General features: G+C 70.3%; 17 protein-coding genes and 3 pseudogenes. 8 read left to right on the top strand and 12 right to left on the bottom strand.

All coding sequences use genetic code 11. From position 1 onward, the window contains the following. Positions 1-416: 416 nt before the first annotated feature. The 6 genes and pseudogenes from DL519_RS38420 to DL519_RS38445 all read right to left on the bottom strand — a co-directional run bounded on the left by DL519_RS38420 (position 417) and on the right by DL519_RS38445 (position 6493). The gene (locus DL519_RS38420; RefSeq protein ID WP_223840024.1) at positions 417-2072 is read right to left on the bottom strand and encodes a DEAD/DEAH box helicase; all 1656 of its coding nucleotides are present in this window, start codon (positions 2070-2072) and stop codon (positions 417-419) included. A 226-nt stretch (positions 2073-2298) separates the two neighbouring features. Further along, positions 2299-3262, bottom strand: a pseudogene (locus tag DL519_RS38425) (serine protein kinase RIO). 252 nt (positions 3263-3514) lie between these two features. Beyond that, positions 3515-4258: a peroxide stress protein YaaA gene (yaaA, locus tag DL519_RS38430; protein ID WP_190822169.1), complete on the bottom strand. Its 744-nt coding sequence runs from the start codon at positions 4256-4258 to the stop codon at positions 3515-3517. 65 nt (positions 4259-4323) lie between these two features. Continuing rightward, positions 4324-5253, bottom strand: a complete 930-nt coding sequence (locus DL519_RS38435; protein WP_190822171.1) for an endonuclease domain-containing protein — start codon at positions 5251-5253, stop codon at positions 4324-4326. Between the two features lie 191 nt (positions 5254-5444). Continuing rightward, positions 5445-5954 carry a cytochrome P450 gene (locus DL519_RS38440; protein ID WP_223840025.1) on the bottom strand — a complete coding sequence of 170 codons (510 nt, stop codon included), beginning with the start codon at positions 5952-5954 and terminating at the stop codon, positions 5445-5447. 185 nt (positions 5955-6139) lie between these two features. Next, positions 6140-6493 (bottom strand): VOC family protein, encoded by a 354-nt coding sequence (locus DL519_RS38445; protein WP_190822173.1) that lies wholly within the window; start codon positions 6491-6493, stop codon positions 6140-6142. A 124-nt stretch (positions 6494-6617) separates the two neighbouring features. On the opposite strand from DL519_RS38445, the gene DL519_RS38450 reads away from it, so the two are divergent. Both DL519_RS38450 and DL519_RS38455 read left to right on the top strand, forming a co-directional pair. Further along, positions 6618-8363 carry a proline--tRNA ligase gene (locus DL519_RS38450; RefSeq protein ID WP_190822175.1) on the top strand — a complete coding sequence of 582 codons (1746 nt, stop codon included), beginning with the start codon at positions 6618-6620 and terminating at the stop codon, positions 8361-8363. A 181-nt stretch (positions 8364-8544) separates the two neighbouring features. Continuing rightward, positions 8545-8694 (top strand): hypothetical protein, encoded by a 150-nt coding sequence (locus DL519_RS38455; protein ID WP_223840026.1) that lies wholly within the window; start codon positions 8545-8547, stop codon positions 8692-8694. Between the two features lie 2 nt (positions 8695-8696). Here the strand turns inward: DL519_RS38455 and DL519_RS38460 are convergent, their stop codons facing one another. The 4 genes and pseudogenes from DL519_RS38460 to DL519_RS47800 all read right to left on the bottom strand — a co-directional run. Beyond that, the gene (locus tag DL519_RS38460) at positions 8697-9383 is read right to left on the bottom strand and encodes an HAD family hydrolase (protein ID WP_190822177.1); all 687 of its coding nucleotides are present in this window, start codon (positions 9381-9383) and stop codon (positions 8697-8699) included. A 46-nt stretch (positions 9384-9429) separates the two neighbouring features. Then, complete coding sequence (locus DL519_RS38465; RefSeq protein ID WP_397545016.1) at positions 9430-10752, bottom strand: MFS transporter; 1323 nt, start codon at positions 10750-10752, stop codon at positions 9430-9432. Positions 10753-10828: 76 nt separating this feature from the next. After that, positions 10829-11881, bottom strand: a pseudogene (locus tag DL519_RS38470) (ISL3 family transposase); the annotation flags it as partial. Continuing rightward, a pseudogene (locus DL519_RS47800) lies at positions 11850-12002 on the bottom strand (YjbQ family protein); the annotation flags it as partial. The pseudogenes DL519_RS38470 and DL519_RS47800, both read right to left, overlap by 32 nt. Before the next feature lie 56 nt (positions 12003-12058). Between DL519_RS47800 and DL519_RS38475 the strand changes: the two are divergent. Together DL519_RS38475 and DL519_RS38480 are read left to right on the top strand one after the other, a co-directional pair. Beyond that, positions 12059-13084, top strand: a complete 1026-nt coding sequence (locus DL519_RS38475) for an aminotransferase class V-fold PLP-dependent enzyme (protein WP_190822181.1) — start codon at positions 12059-12061, stop codon at positions 13082-13084. Positions 13085-13163: 79 nt separating this feature from the next. Next, a complete protein-coding gene (locus DL519_RS38480) occupies positions 13164-13997 on the top strand; it encodes a hypothetical protein (protein ID WP_223840027.1) in 834 nt (277 codons plus the stop codon). Positions 13998-14130: 133 nt separating this feature from the next. Here the strand turns inward: DL519_RS38480 and DL519_RS38485 are convergent, their stop codons facing one another. Then, positions 14131-14577 carry a ferritin-like domain-containing protein gene (locus tag DL519_RS38485; RefSeq protein WP_190822183.1) on the bottom strand — a complete coding sequence of 149 codons (447 nt, stop codon included), beginning with the start codon at positions 14575-14577 and terminating at the stop codon, positions 14131-14133. Then, positions 14574-15065: a hypothetical protein gene (locus DL519_RS38490; RefSeq protein ID WP_223840028.1), complete on the bottom strand. Its 492-nt coding sequence runs from the start codon at positions 15063-15065 to the stop codon at positions 14574-14576. The genes DL519_RS38485 and DL519_RS38490 overlap by 4 nt, the downstream gene beginning before the upstream one ends. Before the next feature lie 260 nt (positions 15066-15325). On the opposite strand from DL519_RS38490, the gene rimP reads away from it, so the two are divergent. The 4 genes from rimP to infB all read left to right on the top strand — a co-directional run bounded on the left by rimP (position 15326) and on the right by infB (position 20511). Beyond that, on the top strand, positions 15326-15883 hold the full coding sequence (gene rimP, locus DL519_RS38495; protein WP_190822185.1) for a ribosome maturation factor RimP: 558 nt from the start codon (positions 15326-15328) through the stop codon (positions 15881-15883). Then, positions 15880-16950 (top strand): transcription termination factor NusA, encoded by a 1071-nt coding sequence (nusA, locus tag DL519_RS38500; protein WP_190822187.1) that lies wholly within the window; start codon positions 15880-15882, stop codon positions 16948-16950. The genes rimP and nusA overlap by 4 nt, the downstream gene beginning before the upstream one ends. A 148-nt stretch (positions 16951-17098) precedes the next feature. Beyond that, entirely contained in the window at positions 17099-17377 is a 279-nt protein-coding gene (locus DL519_RS38505) for a YlxR family protein (RefSeq protein ID WP_397545017.1), read from the top strand. A 92-nt stretch (positions 17378-17469) separates the two neighbouring features. Then, on the top strand, positions 17470-20511 hold the full coding sequence (infB, locus tag DL519_RS38510; protein WP_190822189.1) for a translation initiation factor IF-2: 3042 nt from the start codon (positions 17470-17472) through the stop codon (positions 20509-20511). Positions 20512-20579: the final 68 nt, after the last annotated feature.

The following is a 20579-nucleotide window of genomic DNA, read 5'->3' on the forward strand; positions in this document are numbered from 1 at the left end:
GCCTGGACGTTAGCTGCGCAGGTGCACCCCGTGAGTCTCTTGGGCTGCTATGGCAACCAACAGGCTTACGGCACCTGGCCTGCGGAAACGGGAGTGCGGCCCGCTGAAGTGTCAGTTCTGGTGGCCCAGAACTGACATCCCCTGGTCCTCAGTGGACGGACAGTCGCATAGGCAGAACTGGCTGGTCCCGCGTTGCGACTGAGCTCTTGACCGGGCTTTCGGCCACCAGCCATAGCCGCGATGCCGCGATCGCCCGGGAGATCGAGGTTTCGCTGGCAATCGACGTTCATCCTGGTCTACGTGACGACGCCACTCCTGGAGGAGCACTTTAAAGCAGCTTGGGCGCAATCCCTCGTGGAATTGCGCCCAAGCTGCCGATGTCTTGAGGTCGGCGCGGTTCGCTGCGGACTCGGCGCCTACGTGCGGTCGCGTCGCATTCCGCCGCGGTCGTTGCGGGCGCCGTGGCCTCCCCGCCCGCTCCGGCCCGACGGGCCGTGCGCGTTGCGGCCGCCTCCGGCGCTGCCGCGGCCTCCGGCTTCGCTGTGGCCTCCGGCCGCTGCGCGTCCGCCGTCGGCGCCGCCGCGGGGGCTCTGGCCGCCGAAGCCGCGCTCCGCACGGCGCGGCCCGCGCCCGCGGGGCTCGCCCCGGCGTTCGCCGGGCTCGTGGGACGAGCGCTGCGCTCTGCCCGCGTCGCGCCCGCGCGACGCTTCACCTTGCTTCGCACCGCGCTCGCGCTGCTGCGCACCGCGGTTGCGAGGTGCTTCGCGTTTCGGGGTGGCGATGGCGACGCCGATGGGTTCGCGGGCACCGGTCAGGCGCGCCAGTTCGGCGTCTTCCGGGCTGACCGTGGTGGTCGTGGCCGTCACGCCGGCTTGGTTCGCCATGGTTCGGAAGGCCTGCTTCTGGTCGTCGGTGACCAGGGTGACGACAGTGCCGGTCGCGCCCGCTCGGGCCGTGCGGCCCGCTCGGTGCAGGTAGTCCTTGGGGTCGGTCGGGGGTTCGACGTGCACCACGAGGCTGACGTCGTCGACGTGGATGCCGCGCGCCGCGACGTTCGTCGCCACCAGGGTTTCGGTCTCGCCGCTCTTGAACTCGTCGAGGATGCGGGTTCGCGCGTTCTGGGCCTTGCCGCCGTGCAGTGCCCCGGCGCGGATTCCGACCGCGCGCAGCTTTTTCGCCAGGCGGTCAGCATGGTGCTTGGTACGCACGAACATGATCGTGCGACCCTCGCGGGCCGCGATACGGGCGAGCACAGCCTGCTTCTCGGCTGCGGACACCAGGAACTGGTGGTGCTCCATGCTGTCCACGCTCGCCGCCGGGGGCGCCAGCGAATGCACCACCGGGTTGGTCATGTAGCGCTCGACCAGCTTGTCGACGTCGCCGTCCAGCGTCGCGGAGAACAGCAGGCGCTGGCCGTCGGCGGGGACCAGGTCGAGCAGTTCCCGGACCTGCGGCAGGAAGCCCATGTCCGCCATCTGGTCGGCCTCGTCGAGCGCGGTCCGCTCCACTTCGGACAGCACGCACGTGCCTTGGCGCACGTGGTCGGCCAGGCGGCCGGGCGTCGCGACGAGCACGTCCACGCCCCGGCGCAGCGTATCGACCTGCCGGGTGAACGACGTGCCGCCAACGACCTCGCGGGCGTAGAGCCCGAGCGACTTCGCCAGCGGCTTGAGCGCGTCCGTGACCTGCGTGGCCAGTTCGCGGGTGGGCACCAGCACCAGCCCGCGCGGGTGCAGCGGGCGGGCGTTGCCCTGCTGCATCGCCAGCAGGGGCAGGCCGAAGGCGAGTGTCTTGCCGGACCCGGTCTGGCCCCGGCCGAGCACGTCGCGGCCGGTCAAGGCGTCCGGGATGGTCGCAGCCTGGATCGGGAACGCCTCGACCATCCCGTTGTCCGCCAGGGCGCGCACGAGGCGGTTGGGCAGCCCGAGCTGGTCGAAGGGCGCCGGGTCGACGGCTGTGACGCCGACCTCGTCGAACAGGCTTCGCTTCGGCGTTGGCTGCTGCGCCTGCGGGCGGCGTCGGCGGGGTCGGCGGGACGAGCGCGCGGGCGTGGTGAACGAACTTGGTGACACGAAGAAACTCCCGGAAGACGGCGCGTCACGGGGAGGCTTCGCGGGGGGCCGCGTGCGATCTCAAGGACGAGCCCGGCGCGTTCGCGCCGATAGGTGGATTTCGAGTCCGTCGACTCGCGGATGGGCCGGTGGTTCTCCCGGCCGGTTCAGCGCCGAGTCTAGCCGATCGCGCACGGTCGCCGGTGGTTGGCGTGCGCGGTGGCCGGACTCGGCCCTGAGACCGCGATCACATCAGATTTCTCGCTTTGGCAAGGAGAACCGCGAGTTCCTCCGGGTCTGTCCGGTGCTCGTCGGCGCCGCGGGCGCGGAACCAGCCGGCGATGTTGTCCGCGTCACGTCGAAGGTAGGTGAGCCCCAGCGGATTCGCCGCCAGGTCGACCGCCTGCGGCAGGTCGATCAACATCAGCCGACCGTCGTGCACCAGCACGTTGTAAGCCGACAGGTCGCCATGGGTGAACCCCTGTTCGGCCAACACCACGAGCGCGTCGACGAGTTGCAACCAGAGCTCGTCGAGCTCGTCCGGGTCCGGCCGCAGCGCCGCGAGCCGCGTGGCCGCCGTGCCGTCGGGAGAGCCCAGGAATTCCAGCAGGAGCTCGGTGCCGACGCGCTGCACGGGATAGGGTACCGGCGCACCGGCCGCCCACAGGGACGACAGCACGGAGAACTCCGCCACCGCCCACTGCTGCGCGATCATGCCGCGGCCGAACGAGCTGCGTTGCTGCATCGCCCGCATCTCGCGGGACTTGCGCATCCGCCGGCCTTCCAGGTAGCCGCGCGTCGCGGTGGAACATCCGGTGGTCCATATCCCGGTACCGCTTCGCGGCGAGCAAGCAGGAGCGCCCGCCGGGCACCGACCTGCGCAGCAGGTGCACCTCGGCTTCCTTGCCGGTCTTCAGGACTCCCAGCTCGTGGTCGACCGCGGCCAGCTCGGTCACCAGCCAGGACGGGTGCGGCCGCGGACCACGCTCCCCGGTGTCCCATGTGGACCACCGGTCGCCGTCGTCGGGTAGCGGTTGTGGCTCGGGCTCGTCGCGCAGCACGGCGAGCCGTTCGCGTTCTTCCTCGGTGAGTCGGCCGCGTCGCATCGGCTCGTCGTCGAACCGGCGCCTTTTCGGCTGCTTCTTGTTGCGGTTCTTGGTCGGCTTCGTGGTGCGGAACAGGTTCGGGTCGTACGCGTCGTGGGAAGACAAGTCTGGTGCTCCTCAGGCGGGACCTCCGCCAGGCACCGCTGCTTCAGCGCACGGGTGGCGGAGGGATAAGGGTTCGGGTGTCATCGAGTGCGAAAACTGCGCGCACAACCGTTGCAACGGTCACCACGGCGAACCTCCCTCCTCGTGCTGTACGAGCTCGCGGACAAGTCTCGACGATCAGCGCCCGCGGCTGCAACTGATTTTTCGCGGGCCGGATTTTCGCGGGAACTAGCCGAGTCCAGCGGCAGGCGTTCAGGCTTGAACGACGACGCATAGCTTGCGGGTACCTTCGCGCTCCACGCGCAGGCCGGCGTCGTCGACCACGTCGATGACGTCCTCGACGTCGGCGGGCTCGTCCGGCGACTGGGCGAGCGCCCGCGCCAGCTTCCCCTTGTGCGCTTTGTTGTGGTGGCTGACCACCTTGCGCTTGCCCGTCGCGTCCTCGGACAGCACGCGCACCTCCACGGCGCTGGGAACCCTGGCCAACGCGGCGTAAGCGCCGGACCTCAGGTCGACGACGAGGTCATCGGCCGCGGCCAGCACCGGCTCCAGTGCCGGCCGCCACGCGCTGCGCAACGTGCCCAGGCCGGGCAGCGAACTGCCGCCGGAGAGCCGGTAGGCCGGAATCGAGTCCGTGCCGTGCACGATGCCGAACAGCGCCGAGGCGACGGCGAGCCGAGCATCGGCCTGCTTGCGTTCCACTGCCGACAGCGAACGCACGTCGAGGGCGTCGTAGAGCACCCCGGTGTAGCGCTCCAAGGCCGGCGCGGTGGGCGAATCCCAGAGCTCGGAGTTGCGCCGGACCTCGTCGCCCTGCCGCTCCGACAGCCCGAGCGCCTCCAGGCTGGCGGGCATGTCGTCGGCCAAAGTGGACAGTGCCTCGATCAGCTTCCGCCTGGTGGGAGTCAACTCCGGGTGCGACAGAGCGTCCAGGTCCAGCGGCGAGCCCGACCCGCCGACCGACTTGGTCTCCGAAGGAGGAAGCAGAACCAACACCCCACCAGGGTAAGCGGCCCCAATCCAACGCCAACGAGCCCCGTGCGCAGCGCCCCTCCCGAGGTTCACGCAATTTCCATTGAAATCGGACCTTCGATTTCAATGGAACTTGCGTACAGGTGGTTCAGTGCGGCTTCAATCTTCGCAACGACCTGGTCGAACCCCTCGCGGAGCTGGTCGTTCGTCACGACGATGACGACCCATCCGAGACACCTGAGACGGTTCCGCCGGATCTCGTCGCGCTTGATCTGCGCTGGGTCCGCATGCCATCCCCCGTCGTACTCGACCGCGACCCGGGCGGCTTCGAAGCCGAGGTCTACCCGCGCGACGAACCCGTCACCGTCGAATACCTCCAACTGCGGAACCGGGCGCAGGCCGCGTAGCACAAGTTCGACACGAAGGATCGACTCCGGCACGGACTCCGCGCGGCCGTCGAGAAGTTCGAGCCGCATGCGCGCCCGGACGATCCCATGATCCTTCCTGCCGACCAGGAAACCCGCGATCTCCTCGATCGTGATGCATCCCGAGTGCAGCGGCGCGTCGCAGTACGCGACGGCTTGGGAAATTGAGCGCTGCTTCAGCACGTCGAACGAAATGCGCGGGAATCCCGCCACCCCGATCCCGCGCCACGACGAATGCTCGAAGTCGAACGCTCGGGCGGCGGTGCAGCGCAGACCTTGCCTACGAAGCATCCCGTCCTTGCGCGGCACGATCACTTCGACCGGAGTCCTGAAGTGCGCGAGCGGAACGCCACGCAGCGTCGCGGCGGATCGGCCGGTGATCACCGAGCCGCTCGGCAAGGTCATGGCCGCTGCGGCACATTTGAGCTCGTGCGTCAGCCGGGTGTCGCTGGTGGTGTGAACACCGTGCAGCACCTTGCGGAACGCACTGCTCCGCAACTGCCAGTCGGTGATGCCCGCGGCGATGGCCTCGGAGCGGAGGAAGAGGTTGTGGGGGTTGTCGCCGATTTCGGGTGGGATCGATTGGGATGTCATGTAGATGTAGAGGCGCGAGACCCCTGATCAGATACACCTCGTCGAAAATCTGTGGATAGATCGGGTCCCCTGTGGATAACTTCCGCAATTTCAATTGGAAATTGGGGGTTCGATTTCCATTGAAATTGCGGGAACCCGAGTCTGGGAGGTGAGGGTGGAACCGGTGGTGTGGGGTGTGTGATGCGTGTGGGTCAGGGGTCAGGTGGGGGAGAAGGTTCGGTTGGTGGTTGCTGGTAGGGCGGCGACGGCCGTGGATTATCGAGGGCGGGCGGCGGATCCGCTGGTGCGCCAGCCGCTCCGCGTCCAGGTCCGGAAGCCCGAGCAGCTCGCAGATCACCCGGATCGGCAACGGGCTGGCGAAATCCCGGACCACGTCGAACTCGCCGCGCCCGGTCGCCCGGCTCGATGCGTCGCGGTAGGTCTCCAGGCGGCGCGGCGAGCTTCCGCAACCGGGAATGGTCCGGCGGATCGAGTTCCAGCAGCGAAAGTTGCAGGTCGACGGCGGCCGCGGTCGGGTCCCCGTAGGAGCCGTCGCTGGTGCGTACGCCGAACCGCCGGTCCCGGAGCGCCTCGTCGCACAGCTGGTAGGTCGTCGCGACGAGCACGCCGAGCCGACTGCGCACCAGCGGTCCCTGCTCGCGTATCTTCCGGCACAGCCGGTACGGGTCGTCTCGCCACGGGGAGTGCAGCATGCGCGCCATCGGGTCGCCGCGCTTGGCCAAGAACCAGGTCAGCGCGCCCTGCGCGAGCAGTCGCGTGCGGAGGCCGAGTTCCGCCCACCGGCTGTTGGCGGTGCGGGCCTGTTGAACGGGCTCGGACCCCCTCGCAAAAGGGACCTACCTCGAGGTAACCGCAAGCGCGGCGGCTCGACAATGGGCCAACCGGATCAGTGCCCGCTCGCGACGCAGAATTCGTTGCCCTCCGGGTCCGCGAGCACGGTCCACTGCAGGCCGTCGGGCCCGTCGTGCTCACCCATTTCCGTCGCCCCCAGCTCGACGAGGCGGCGCACCTCGGCCCGCCGGTCGGTGGTGTCCAGGTCCACGTGCACCCGGTTCTTCCCGGCGCGCGGCTCGGGCACCCGCTGCAGCGCGAGCGCCACACCGCCCTCCTTGTTCGCGGCGAGCATCACGAACTTCTCGTCGTCGAAGACTACCGAGGTGTCCAAGGCCTGCGTCCAGAACTCGGCCAGCTCCCGGGGTGATGCGCAGTCGATCGTCACCATGCCGATACTCAATGCCATGGCGCGGAAGATATGCGCCGACCCCGACACCCGCCGGGTGACGTGGGTAATCCGCTGGTGGTGACCCCGGGGTGGGTCGCTACCCTGCCGTTGACGAATCAGGCCGGATGAGGAGCTAGTAGCCGTGATCACGAGGATGTCGACGTTGTTCCTGCGTACCCTGCGCGAGGATCCGGCCGACGCCGAGGTGCCGAGCCACAAGCTGCTCGTCCGCGCCGGCTACGTCCGCCGGATCGCGCCGGGCATCTACTCGTGGCTGCCGCTGGGCCTGCGGGTGCTGCGCAAGATCGAGGAGATCGTGCGCGAGGAAATGAACGCGATCGGTGCGCAGGAGATCCACTTCCCCGCGCTGCTGCCGAGGGAGCCCTACGAGGCCACCAACCGCTGGACCGAGTACGGCCCGAACCTGTTCCGGTTGAAGGACCGCAAGGGCGGCGACTACCTCCTCGGCCCGACGCACGAGGAGCTGTTCGCGCTCACGGTCAAGGGCGAATACAGTTCCTACAAGGACTACCCGGTCATGCTGTACCAGATCCAGACCAAGTACCGGGACGAGGAGCGGCCCCGCGCCGGCATCCTGCGCGGCCGCGAGTTCGTCATGAAGGACTCCTACTCCTTCGACGTGGACGACGAGGGGCTGGCCAACTCCTACCAGCTGCACCGCGACGCCTACATCCGGATTTTCGACCGGGTCGGGCTGCGCTACGTGATCGTCGCGGCCACCTCCGGCGCGATGGGCGGCTCGGCGTCCGAGGAGTTCCTCGCCGAGAGCGAGACCGGTGAGGACACCTTCGTCCGCAGCACCGGGTCGGGCTTCGCCGCCAACGTCGAGGCCGTGGTCACCCCCGCGCCGCCCGCCGAGCCGATCGAGGGCAAGGCGGCCGCCGAGGTCCACCACACCCCGAACACGCCGACCATCGAGACCTTGGTCGACTTCCTCAACGCCAACACCGACCGCAAGTTCACCGCGGCCGACACGCTGAAGAACGTGCTGGTCAAGACCCGGCAGCCGGGCTCGCAGGACTGGGAGCTGCTGGCCGTGGGCGTGCCCGGGGACCGCGAGGTCGACATGAAGCGGCTGGAGGCGTCGCTGGAGCCCGCCGAGGTGGCGCTGCTTGAGGAGGCCGATTTCGCCGCCAACCCGTTCCTGATCAAGGGCTACATCGGCCCGAAGGCGCTGCAGGACAACGGGGTTCGCTACCTGGTCGACCCGCGCGTGGTGACCGGGACGGCTTGGGTCACCGGCGCCGACAAGACCGACCACCACGTGGTGGACCTGCTGTGCGGCCGGGACTTCACCCCGGACGGCACCATCGAGGCCGCCGAGGTCCGCGAGGGCGACCCGTCGCCGGATGGCCAGGGCACCCTGGTCGCCGCGCGCGGTATCGAGATCGGCCACATCTTCCAGCTCGGTCGCAAGTACGCCGACGCGTTCTCGCTGGACGCGCTCGGCCAGGACGGCAAGCCGAAGCGGATCACCATGGGCTCCTACGGCGTCGGGGTTTCGCGGTTGGTCGCCGCGATCGCCGAGCAGAGCCACGACGAGCAAGGCCTGGTGTGGCCGCGCGAGGTGGCGCCCGCCGATGTGCACGTGGTGATCGCGGGCAAGGACGAGAGCATCCGGGAGCGCGGCGAGGCCATCGCGGCCGAGCTCGACGCGGCCGGCGTGCAGGTGATCCTGGACGACCGGACGGTGTCGCCGGGCGTGAAGTTCGCCGACTCCGAGCTCCTCGGGGTGCCGACGGTCCTGGTGGTCGGCAAGGGCTTGACCAAGGGAGTCGTCGAGGTCCGCGACCGGCGTTCGGGCGAGCGCGCGGAGGTCGAGGCCGACAACGCCGTGCCGCACCTCATCGGAGTCATCCGCGGCTGACGATCTGGACTGCTCGGGCCCGTGAGCGTTTGTCGGTGCTATAGCACCGACAAACGCTCACGGGCCCCGAACTTTCGGTGGGGTCGGTGCGGCGATGCGCGGATCTCCACCACAGCCGGTAGCGGCGCAAGGTCGTACCCATGTCCCGCTCGAACAGCCGCAGGAAGTGCGAGGTCGAAAGGTGGACGGCGGCGGCCAGCCGTTCGGCGCACTCGGGAGGGTGGTGTCCGGGGCCGTCGACCGGCCCACCCGGTTCTACCCGGTCTCGTTCTACTGCTGTGTCGAGATCGTCGCCGCCGCCGGGATGCTGCCAGGTGCGGCGTCGGGGTGAGCTCACGACAGCGCGGCGAGCACCGCGTCGGTGTCGGCGAGGGTGGGCAGCACGGCGTGGGCACCGGCCGCGCGGAGGTCGTCCTCGCTGCTGGAACCGGTGGCCACGCCGACCGCGAAGGCGCCGAAGCGAAGCGCGCCCGCGACGTCGTGCGGCGTGTCGCCGACGACCACGACGGAGTCGGGGTAGATCGGCTTGCCGCGGCGGTCTTCGGTCTTGGCGACGGAGTCGGCGATCAGGTCGTGGCGGTGCACCGAGGCGGCGCCGAAACCGCCGATCTCGAAGTCGATGTGGTGGTGCAGGTCGAACGACTCGAGCTTGTGGAAGGCGACTTCCGCGAGGTTCCCGGTGACCAGTGTCTGGGTGAACCTCGGCTCGGCGGCCAGCGCCGTCAGCGCCCGCGCGGCTCCCGGCAGCGCGCTGCCGCGATGCGACAGCTCGTCGCGCGTCTCGGCGACCGCGCTGGTCAGCGCCGCGAACATGGCCGCGATCGTGGGTTCGTCGGGGGTGCTGCCGTGGATCTCCAGCACGTCGGTGGTGATCGCCAACTCAGTGCGGCCGGCGGTGTCCGGCATGCGGTGCAGCGACTTGCCTGTCACGTCCGCGAGCGCGCGGCGGTACCAGCGGGAGCCGAAGCCCCGGGCGTCGATCAGCGTCAGGTCGATGTCCCACAGCACGAGTCGGGTCACCGCACCATCCTGCCAGCCGAACGCCCGGAGCGGGCCATCCCAGGTGTCAGGACGCGAGGTGGCTGCGGGCCGTTTCCGTGACGATCGACATGCCCACCACCGTCAGCGCGAGGCAGCAGACCAGCATGATCGCCACCGGCATCGCCGAATGCGTCGCCCGCAGCAGTGCCGCACCCGCCAGCGGCGCGGCGGCACCGGCGAGCACCGTGGCGGCCTGATACCCCACCGAAACACCTGAATAGCGCACTGAAGTGCCGAAAAGCTCGGCGTAGAAGGCGGATTGCGCCCCGGTCATCGCGCCGTGCAGCAGCAGGCCGACCGCCACCGCCAGGAACACCAGCGCCGGGTCGTGGCTCGCGACCATCGGGAAGAAGATGATCGTCCACAGTGCACATCCGATGGCGGCGGTGACCGCCACCGGGCGGCGGCCGAGCCGGTCGGACAACGCCCCGCCGCCGAGCATCGCCAACGCCTGCACGAGGGAGCCGACTGTGACGGCAGTGGTCGTGAGCGCCGTGGGAAGGCCGATGCTGCCCGCGTAGACCAGCAGGAAGATCGTGAACACGTAGAACGCCGCGTTCTCCCCCACACGCGCCGCGAAAACCGCGAACACCTCCCGCGGGTACTGGCGCAGCGCCTGGAACACGGGCGCTCGCGCCTCTCGGCGTTCCTCGGCGACGGCGCGGAACAGCGGTGACTCGGCGACCCGCAGCCGCACCCACAAACCGATTACGACCAGCAGGATCGACGCGAGGAACGGGATCCGCCAGCCCCACGCCGAGTACTGCGCACCGGTCGTGCTGCCTGCCACCGCGGTCAGGGCCGCCGTCGCGAGCAGGTTGCCCAGCGGCCCACCAGTCTGCGGCCAAGCGGTCCAGAAGCCGCGCCGGTCGCGGGGACCGTGCTCGGCCACCAGCAGCACGGCGCCGCCGAACTCGCCGCCGAGTGCGAAGCCCTGCACCAGCCGCAACAACGTCAGCAACAGCGGCGCGGCGATCCCGATCTGTTCGTAACCCGGCAGCAGGCCGATCAGCACCGACGCGGAGCCCATCAGGACGAGGCTGACCACCAGCAGCCGCTTGCGGCCGACGCGGTCGCCGAAGTGGCCGAACACCAGCCCGCCCAGCGGTCGGGCGGCGAACCCGACGGCATAGGTGACCAGCGCCAGCAGTACGGCGAGCAGCCCGTCCCGGTGCGGGAAGAAGACCGGCCCGAAGACGGTGGCCGCGGCGGCCCCATAGAGGAAGAAGTCGTAGAACTCGACGGTGGTTCCGACCACGCCCGCGGACACCACGCGGGCGAGTCGGCGGGTGCCGCCAGTTGTTGTCGTCACGAATGCAAAGATTGCGCGCCTGGGAACGCCCCGCACAAGATCTTCGCTCCAATTGGCGAGTTCCCGGTCATCCTCCGAGATTTCGGGCTCTTCTGCTGCTTCTGTGGGTGGGTTAGGCGCGTCCGGGGAGGGTGGGTCGGTGGCCGCCGAGGGCGAGCATGGCGAGAGCGATGAGTGCTTGGGGGCTGCGGAATCCGAAGGCGATGCGGGTGAGCAGGCGGATTTTGGTGTTGGTGGATTCGATGAGTCCTTGGGAGAGGCCGTGTTCGAGGGCGGCGTCGATGGGGGCGCGGTGTTTGGTGATCTTCTTGGCGAGCTCGGCGAAGACGGGGATCTGGCAGCGCCGTGCCCAGGAGGTCCAGCGGTCCAGGGCTTGTTTGCCTTGCTCGCCTTTGGCGGTGAAGACGTACCGGAGTCCTTCTTTGAGCAGGTAGGCCCGGTACAGGCGGCGGTCGGTGGTGGCGATCCAGGCCAGCTTCGCCTGCTGGTTTTCGGTGAGGTCTTCGGGGTTTTTCCACAGCGCGTAACGGGAGTCTTTGAGCTTCTTGGCTTTCTCGTGCCCGGGACGGGCCGGGGAGTCGGTGGCCGGGCGGCCCCGGCGGCGTGTGCCTTCGGTGCGGGCCAGGGCGCGGGCGTCGTTCCAGGCCCGTCGCCGTTCGGCATCGAGTGCTTCGGTGGCCCAGGCGACCACGTGGAAGGGGTCGGCGCAGCGGATGGCCTTCGGGGCGCGGCGGGCGACGGTGTCGGCGATCCACTGGGCCGCATCGGCGGACACATGCGTGATCTCCGCGGCGCGCCTCTCGCCGAGGGCGTCGAAAAACCGGTTCAGCGTCGCGGAATCGCGCCCCGGCGCGGCCCACACCAGCCGCCCGGTGTCGTGGTCCACCACCACCGTCAGATAGCGGTGATGCTTCTTGTAGGAGATCTCATCGATCCCGATCCGCCGCAACCCACCGAACCGGTCACTCTGGGTTTCGGCGTCGGCCCACACCCGGGCCACGATCGCACCCACGGTGCGCCAGGCGATGCGCATCAGCTCGCATACCGCCGATTTCGAGGAGCGCACCGCCAGCCACGCCACCGTGTCGTCGAAAGCCAAGGTGTGCCCGGCGCCATGACGCGCCCACGGCAGCCATGATCGCCAGCCCGGCGGTCGCGTGCGGCACCCAGACGTTGAGCAGCCCGTCGCGGGCCCCGGCCGAACGCAGGAACCGGTCGCACTCCGCGCCCAGGTCGTAGACGACCTCCACGGAGCCGGTCCGGACCTCGATTTCCTCGCTGTGCATGGGTTCAACCGTAGGCAGCCGTACCGAATCGGCCCAGCCGGTGCGAGGATGCGGGCATGCGAGAGGCATTCGGTGCGAGCTTCGACGTCCCGGACGGCTACCTGAACACCGCGAGCATCGGCGTCCCGCCCGTCGACGCGGCCCGCGCGGTCGCCGAATCGGTGGCGCGCTGGGGAAGCGGCCTCGACGGACCGAAGGACTTCGACCCGGCCGTGGCCACCGCGCGGGCCGCGTTCGCCGGCCTGATCGGCACCACCGCGGACCGGGTGGCGATCGGATCCACCGCCTCCCAACTCGTCGGCCTGGTCGCCGCGAGCCTGCCGGCCGGGGCCCGCGTGCTGGTCGCCGCGAACGAGTTCACCAGCGTCGTCTTCCCCTTCGCCGCGCAGCGGGACAGGGGAGTGCGGGTGACCGAGGTCGAGCTGGCCGAGATCGCCGAGCACGCCGCCGATCACGACGTGGTCGCGGTCAGCGTCGTGCAGTCCAGCGACGGCCGGATCGCCGATCTCGACGCCCTGCGGCAGGTCGCCGCGGCGAACTCGACGCGGGTGCTGCTCGACGTCACGCAAGCACTCGGTTGGCTGCCGTTGCAGCTCGATTGGGCGGACTGGGTCGTGGGCGCGGCCTACAAGTGGCTGCTGTCGCCGCGCGGCGCCGCCTGGCTGGCGGTCCACCCGGATGCGCCAGAGATCCGGCCGAGCAGTGCGAACTGGTACGCGGGCCAGGACCCGTGGAGCTCCACCTACGGCCTGCCCCTGCGGCTGGCGGACGGCGCCCGCGCGCTCGACCTCTCGCCCACGTGGTTGGCGCAGGTCGGGGCGGCTGCGGCGATGGACTGGCTGGCTGGGCTCGACATGACCGCCGTCGCCAAGCACTGCGCCGGGCTGGCCGACGAGTTCCGGACGGCCCTGGACCTGCCCGCCGCGGGCTCGGCGATCGTCTCGGTGCAGGTGCCCGACGCGGTGTCGAAGCTGACCGCGGCCGGGGTCGCCTGCGCGGCGCGGGCGGGCCGGGCCAGGCTGTCGTTCCACCTCTACAACACCGGTGCCGACGTCGAGCGCGCGGTGCTCGCGTTGCGATGAACATCAGGGGTGTCCATCTTGTAATCCGCGCCCGCTACCGTTGGTGCTCGTGCCGGACCGACGAGGTGTGCCCGAAGAGATGACGGGAGCACAAGACAACACGCAGCGTGAAACCACGCCGCTGCGCCGCGACAATTCGCTGATCAGGCCTGATCGCGCGTCGGCGGTGTCACCGGAAGAGGCCACCCGGCCTGCGTTCGCCGCGCCGCCCCGCCAGGATCTGCCGCCCCACCCCGAACCGCCCCACCCCGATGCGCCACGCCCTGATGCGCCGCGACCGCAGGTGCACCAGCCGACGAGTCGGCAGGCCGCCCCGGTGGCGCAACCGCGCCGCATCACGTCGGCGGGCTGGCTCCTGCGAGGGCTCGGGTTGTTGGTGGTCTCGGTGCTGTCCGGCCTGATCTGGCTGATGCTGAAGCCGGACAGCGGCGAGGAGGCCGCGCCGCCGCCGGACCTGCCGCGCTACCAGTTCACGCCGATCCACCGCGAAGAGGCGTTCCAGGGCTGCCAGAACGTCTCCACCGCCAAGATCAAGAGTTTCTTCCAGAAGCAGGAGTGCACGCACCTCACGCGGGCGCTTTACAGCACCACGTTGCCCGACGGCACCCGTGTGCTGACCTCGCTGGTCACCGTCCTGATGCCGGACGCGGCGACCGCGCAGCAGCTGAACGACCTGACCACCAAGGACGGCACTGGCAACATCCGGGACCTGGTCGACGACGGCCGGGACGGCACCAAGGGCATGCCCGCGCTGGAAGACGACGCCTACGCCTCGGACCGCCAGTTCCGGCTCGTGGTGATCGGCGACTCGGCCTACTACGACAAGAACACGCCGAAGAAGGACCCGGCCCTGCTCGACGTGACCCGCGAAGTCCTGAAGCTCGGCTGGCCCCAGGAGCAGACCCCGCGCTGACACCCGGGCACCCCGGCAGGCCCACACGCCCCGGTTCGCTCCCGGCAGCGCCGCGTTTCCGCTGATCAGTTCCTGCGAGTCCGTAAAACCGCGCACGGGCCCACCCGCGAACCCGCGTCGGCGGCAGGGGAGGTCAGGGCTGGCCGGGGAAAGGTTGTGCGGCCGGTTGCCTGCCGATGGTGAGCCGCCAGCGGGTGGCCCGGACCGCTGATGTGGTGAGACCACCGAGCGCGATGCCGCGGAGCGCGGGGTCCTCGGTGTTCTCCAACACCGACCGCCAGCCGATCTCGCAGTCGTTCTCCGCCGTGACCAACAGCCCGATCGCCGCCTCCTGGCCGCTCACCGGCCCCCCGACGGAGTACGCCGGCTGAGCCGCCGGCGGCGTCTGCGCCGCGTCGCGGAGCGTCCGCTCCGCGGTGTCGCGCAGCCTCTGGTGCTGCTTCATCGCGTCGTCGATCGCGCTGCGCACGCGGGGTTCGCCCGCGAACGCGCTCGCCAGCCCGTACACCCACACGGCCGCGTGCTCCGCGCTCAACGCGCTGCGCAGCGCGTTGCCCGCTTCCTCCGAAAGCTCCGTCATCCGAGCACCTCCCGCAGGCTCGCGCAGCTCGCCGAGACCGACCCCGCCAGCCCGGCTCGGTAGGGCGGCAGCCCCGGTACCAGCTTGGCCGCCGCGTCCTGCGCCCCGGTCAGCGCATCGCGCAGCGTCTTCGCCGCCGCGTTCGCCGATCCCGGCGCCTGCTTCGGCGCCGGTTCGGGCACCGACGGCGGGTCTTTCGGATCGCGCGGGGCGAGCCGGTCGATCTCGCGCTGCATCGCGTCGGCGTGCGCGCTCCGCGCGGTGGCGATCTCGTTGGCGGCGTCGGCCAGTTCCGGATGCGACTGCGCGATCGCCTTCGCGAGCTGGGCGTCGGATTTCCCCGCCGCCGCCAGTGCCAACAGCGGGTCGGGCTCGTCGGGTGCCGAGCTGCACGCCGCGGTCAACGCGGCGGCTGCCGGCACGGCCGCGAACAGCCGCAGCACGCTCCGCCGCCCCAGCACCGACCTGGCTCGCGAGGGGGATTCCACGCCGTCGTATCCTGCCAGGTGATCACCCGGCCGAATGCCCCGGCACCGCCGGTGGGGATCCGCATGGTCGTCGGCTCGATCCGCCGATCGTCGGGGTCCCATGCCGCGCTCGGGTGCGGGTGGACGCGATACCCTGGTCGACCGCGGCCGGCACGGGCAGCATGGTCGTGTCGGTACCGCGGGCTGACCGGCCCCGCGACCCGGTGCCGCGATGTTGCCAGGTCTGTACAGACCCCGATCGAAATTTAGGGAGTGCCAACGTGTCCAGCCCGCCGCGCGGTGCCATCACCGCGCAGCTGGAGCCCGTCGTAGCCGAGGCCGTGGCTCGAACGGGCTTCGACCTGGAGGAGTTCGACGTGCAGCAGGCCGGCCGCCGCCGGCTGATCAAGGTCGTCATCGACTCCGACGACGGGGTCGGGCTCGACGAGATCTCCGTCGTCAGCCGCGCGGTGTCGGAGGTGCTGGACGCGCACGAGCACGTCCTGGCCGGCTCCTACGCGCTGGAGGTCACCTCGCCGGGCGTGGACCGGCCGCTGACCCGCGCGCGGCACTGGCGGCGGGCGCGCTACCGGCTGGTCAAGATCAGGTTCACCGGCGGCGAGAAGTTGGTGGCGCGGGTCGGGGAAGCCGATGATGAAGGCGTCACGGTGCTGGTCGGCGGCGAGCTGCGCCGGGTGGCCTACTGTGATGTCGAACGCGCGGTGGTCGAGGTGGAGTTCCAGCAGCCACCGGCGGAGGATTTGGTCAAGCTGGAGCGTGCTGCGGGCGGCGTTTCCCAAGCGGGGGACGACCAGGAAGACACGGAGGAGTCGAGGTGAACGTCGACATCGCGGCGCTGCGTGCGATCGAACGCGACAAGGACATCCCGTTCGAGACGGTCCTGGAAGCGATCGAATCGGCACTGCTCACCGCATACCGCCACACCGAGGGGCACCAGTCGCACGCGCGGGTGGAGGTGGACCGCAAGACCGGTGTAGTGCGGGTCATCGCGCACACCCTGGCCGCCGACGGCAGCGTGGAGGAGGAATGGGACGACACCCCGGAGGGCTTCGGGCGGATCGCGGCGACCACCGCGCGGCAGGTCATCCTGCAGCGCCTGCGCGATGCCGAGCACGAGCGGACCTTCGGCGAGTTCGCAGCCAAGGAAGGTGAGATCCTCGGCGGCGTCATCCAGCGCGACGCCCGGGCCAACTCCCGCGGCATGGTCATCGTGCAGGTCGGGGACAGCGAAGGTGTGATTCCCGCCGCTGAGCAGGTGCCCGGCGAGAACTACGAGCACGGCACCCGGATCAAGTGCTACGTCGTCGGGGTGTCCCGGAGCGCGCGCGGACCGCAGATCACGCTGTCGCGCACCCACCCGAACCTGGTGCGGCGGCTGTTCGCGCTGGAGGTGCCGGAGATCGCCGACGGCACCGTGGAGATCCCCGCGGTGGCGCGGGAGGGCGGGCACCGCTCCAAGATCGCGGTGCGCTCGACGGTCAGCGGCGTCAACGCCAAGGGCGCCTGCATCGGGCCGATGGGCTCCCGGGTGCGCAACGTGATGAGCGAGCTGGGTGGCGAGAAGATCGACATCATCGACTACTCGGACGACCCGGCCACCTTCGTCGGCAACGCGCTGTCGCCGGCCAAGGTAGTCTCGGTGGAGGTCGTCGACGAGCGGACCAAGACCGCTCGGGTGGTCGTGCCGGACTTCCAGCTCTCGCTGGCGATCGGCAAGGAAGGCCAGAACGCCAGGCTGGCGGCGCGGCTGACCGGCTGGCGGATCGACATCCGCAGCGACGCCGACCCCGGTGAACCCACCAGTGCGGCGGGCCAGCCCCCGGCGCAGGCGTCCGGGCTCGACCCCGCGGTGGAAGGTCTGCCGACCGTGGGTTCGGCCGAGTAACCTCGTCGGGTTAGAATCACAGGAGGTCGACGCGAGGGGAGCGACAATCCGCACATGTGTCTCCGGCGAACGCGGCGAGAGCCGTGGGCCGGTGCGTACTTGCGTGGGGTGCCGTGCCCGGACGTCGTCCTCGGAGCTGCTGCGAGTGGTGGCTGAGGTCGGTCGGGCGGGTCCCGTCGCTGTTCCCGATCCACGACGTCGGCAACCGGGCCGGGGAGCATGGCTGCACCCTGATCCGGCGTGCCTTCGTCTGGCCGAGCGGCGCCGGGCTTTTCCGCGTGCACTGCGTGTGCCGGGAGCCCTGGACACCTCAGCCGTGCAGGCTCACCTGAGTGCCGGGCAACCGCCACTGGCAGCTCGAGACATGACCGACGCGGGATCCGTCCCGCGCCAGGCAACTGAAGGAAAGCAGGTCGACCCGTCATGAATCAGCCGTGAAGCTGAAGCCATGAACGCGCATCGGCGATAGGACGAGGTCGAGCGGGACTGCCGCCCGGCCTCACCCAGATGAGGAGAGCAGTGGCAGGCAAGGCCCGCGTACATGAGCTCGCCAAAGAGCTCGGTGTTACCAGCAAGGAAGTTCTGAACAAGCTCGCCGAACAGGGCGAGTACGTGAAGTCCGCGTCGTCCACCGTGGAAGCCCCGGTGGCGCGCAGGCTCCGTGACGCGCTCGCCAAGCCGTCGGCGTCGAAGAAGAGCGACGCCAGCGGCGGCGGCAAGCCCGCTCCGGCAGAGCCCAGGCCGTCCCGCGCCGAAGCGGCGGCGCCGAAGCCTGGACCCAAGCCCGGTCCGCGCCCTGAGGGGCCGGCCGGTGAGCGTCCCAAGCCCGGCCCCAAGCCGGGCCCGAAGCCGACCCCCAAGCCCGAGCCGGAGTTCAAGCCGGTCGAGCAGGTCCCGGCCGCCAAGGCCGAGACCCGACCGGCGCCGGGCCCCAAGACCGAGACCCGACCGGCGCCGGGCCCCAAGACCGAGAACAGGCCTGCATCGGGCCCCAAGACCGAGAACAGGCCTGCATCGGGCCCGAAGCCGAGCCCGAAGCCGAGCCCGAAGCCGAGCGGCGACGGCGACGCCGGCGTGGTCCCGCCGCGCCCGAAGTCACCGAAGCCAGGCCCGCGGCAGCCGCGCGTCGGCAACAACCCGTTCGGCGTCGGCAGCGGAGCGCCGCAGCAGCGGCCGCCGCGGCCGGGCCCGGGTGGCCGTCAGGGCGGCGGGCAGGGCCCCGGCCGCCAGCACGGTGGTCCCGGCGGCCAGCGCCAGGGCGGCGGTCAGGGTGCCGGCACGGCACCGGCCGCGGGCAACGCGCCGCGCGGTGACGGTGGCTCGCGCCCGAACCCGGGCATGATGCCGCCCCGTCCGAACCCCGGCATGATGCCGCCCCGGCCGCAGCGCAGCGGTGGCGGTCCCGGCGGCGGTCGTGGTGGACCGGGCGGCGGCGGTGGCGGCGGTCGTGGTGGACCGGGCGGCGGCGGCGGCGGTCGTCCCGGCGGTGGCGGCGGTCGTCCCGGTGGGGGCGGCGGCTTCCGCGGCGGTGGCGGTGGCGGCGGCGGTGCGCCCAGCGGCGCCCCGGCCGGCGGTGGCTTCCGCGGTCGTCCCGGCGGCGGCGGTGGCCGTCCGGGCGGTCCCGGTGGTCGCGGCGGTGCGGCCGGTGCGTTCGGTCGCCCCGGCGGTCCGGCCAAGCGCGGTCGTAAGTCGAAGCGGCAGAAGCGCCAGGAGTACATGGAGAACATGCAGGCGCCGTCGGTCGGCGGCGTCCGCCTCCCGCGCGGCACCGGCGAGACTGTTCGCCTGCGTCGCGGTGCTTCGCTGACCGACTTCGCCGAGAAGATCAACGCCAACCCGGCCTCGCTGGTACAGGCGATGTTCCACCTCGGTGAGATGGTCACCGCGACCCAGTCCGTCTCCGACGAGGTGCTGGAGCTCCTCGGCCAGGAGATGAACTACCAGATCGAGATGGTCAGTCCGGAGGACGAGGACCGGGAGCTGCTGGAGTCGTTCGACATCAGCTACGGCGACCCGGGCAGCTCCGAGGACGAGCTGGCGGCCCGTCCGCCGGTGGTGACCGTCATGGGTCACGTCGACCACGGTAAGACGCGACTGCTGGACACCATCCGGAAGACGAACGTGCAGGCCGGCGAGGCCGGTGGCATCACCCAGCACATCGGTGCCTACCAGGTCATCACCGAGCTGGAACGCAACAAGCGGCCGATCACGTTCATCGACACCCCCGGTCACGAGGCGTTCACAGCCATGCGTGCCCGTGGTGCCAAGTCGACCGACATCGCCGTTCTGGTGGTGGCCGCCGACGACGGCGTCATGCCGCAGACGGTGGAGGCGATCAACCACGCCCAGGCGGCCGGTGTGCCGATCGTGGTCGCGGTCAACAAGATCGACGTCGAGGGTGCGAACCCGGCCAAGATCCGTCAGCAACTGACCGAGTACAACCTGGTTGCCGAGGAGTACGGCGGCGACACCATGTTCGTCGACATCTCGGCGAAGCAGGGCACCAACATCGACAACCTGCTTGAGGCGATCCTGCTCACCGCGGACGCGGCGCTGGACCTGAGGGCCAACCGGAACATGCCCGCCCAGGGCGTGGCGATCGAGGCCCATCTCGACCGCGGCCGCGGTCCGGTGGCCACGGTGCTGGTGCAACGCGGCACGCTGCGGGTCGGCGACTCGGTGGTGGCCGGCGATGCCTACGGTCGCGTCCGCCGGATGATCAACGAGAACGACGAGGACGTCGTCGAGGCGCTGCCGTCGCGGCCGGTGCAGGTCATCGGCTTCACGTCGGTGCCGGGTGCGGGCGACACCTTCCTGGTAGTCGACGAGGACCGGGTGGCCCGGCAGATCGCCGACCGCCGCGGGGCCCGCATCCGCGAGGCGCAGAACGCGGCCAAGCGCAAGCGGGTCAGCCTCGAGGACCTGGACAAGGTGCTCAAGGAGACCAACCAGCTGAACCTGATCATCAAGGGTGACAACTCGGGTACCGTCGAGGCGCTCGAAGAGTCCCTGATGAAGATCGAGGTCGGCGAAGAGGTCGAGCTCCGGGTGATCCACCGCGGCGTCGGTGGCATCAACGAGTCGGACATCAACCTCGCCACCGCGGAGAACACCATCGTCCTGGGCTTCAACGTCCGGGCCGAGGGCAAGGCGTCCGAGGTCGCCAACCGTGAGGGCGTGGAGATCCGGTACTACTCGGTGATCTACCGCGCGATCGAGGACATCGAGCAGGCCCTCAAGGGCATGCTCAAGCCCGAGTTCGAGGAAGTCGAACTGGGCAGGGCCGAGGTCCGCGAGGTCTTCAAGTCCTCCAGGGTCGGTTCCATCGCAGGTTGCATGGTCACCGAGGGCATCATCAAGCGCAACGCCAAGGCACGCCTACTGCGGGACAGCGTGGTGGTCGCCGAGAACCTCAGCATCAACTCGCTGAAGCGGTTCAAGGACGACGCGACCGAGGTCCGCGAAGGCTTCGAATGCGGTCTGACCCTGGGGTCGTACAACGACATCAAGGTCGGGGACGTCATCGAGCCCTACGAGATGCGCGAGAAGCCGCGCGACTGAGCCGGTACTGCGCAGGGGGTCGTCACTTCGGCGGCCCCCTGCGCAGCGGTTCGTTCCCGCGTGAGGAA

It is taken from the genome of Saccharopolyspora pogona (genome assembly GCF_014697215.1).
GTDB lineage: Bacteria > Actinomycetota > Actinomycetes > Mycobacteriales > Pseudonocardiaceae > Saccharopolyspora > Saccharopolyspora hattusasensis.

Coding starts and splice junctions, on each gene's coding strand:
- DL519_RS38435 (WP_190822171.1), bottom strand. CDS start 5,253: ATGACATCCCAATCGATCCCACCCGAAATCGGCGACAACCCCCACAAC.
- DL519_RS38440 (WP_223840025.1), bottom strand. CDS start 5,954: ATGGCGCGCATGCTGCACTCCCCGTGGCGAGACGACCCGTACCGGCTG.
- DL519_RS38445 (WP_190822173.1), bottom strand. CDS start 6,493: ATGGCATTGAGTATCGGCATGGTGACGATCGACTGCGCATCACCCCGG.
- DL519_RS38475 (WP_190822181.1), top strand. CDS start 12,059: ATGCGAGAGGCATTCGGTGCGAGCTTCGACGTCCCGGACGGCTACCTG.
- DL519_RS38480 (WP_223840027.1), top strand. CDS start 13,164: ATGACGGGAGCACAAGACAACACGCAGCGTGAAACCACGCCGCTGCGC.
- DL519_RS38485 (WP_190822183.1), bottom strand. CDS start 14,577: ATGACGGAGCTTTCGGAGGAAGCGGGCAACGCGCTGCGCAGCGCGTTG.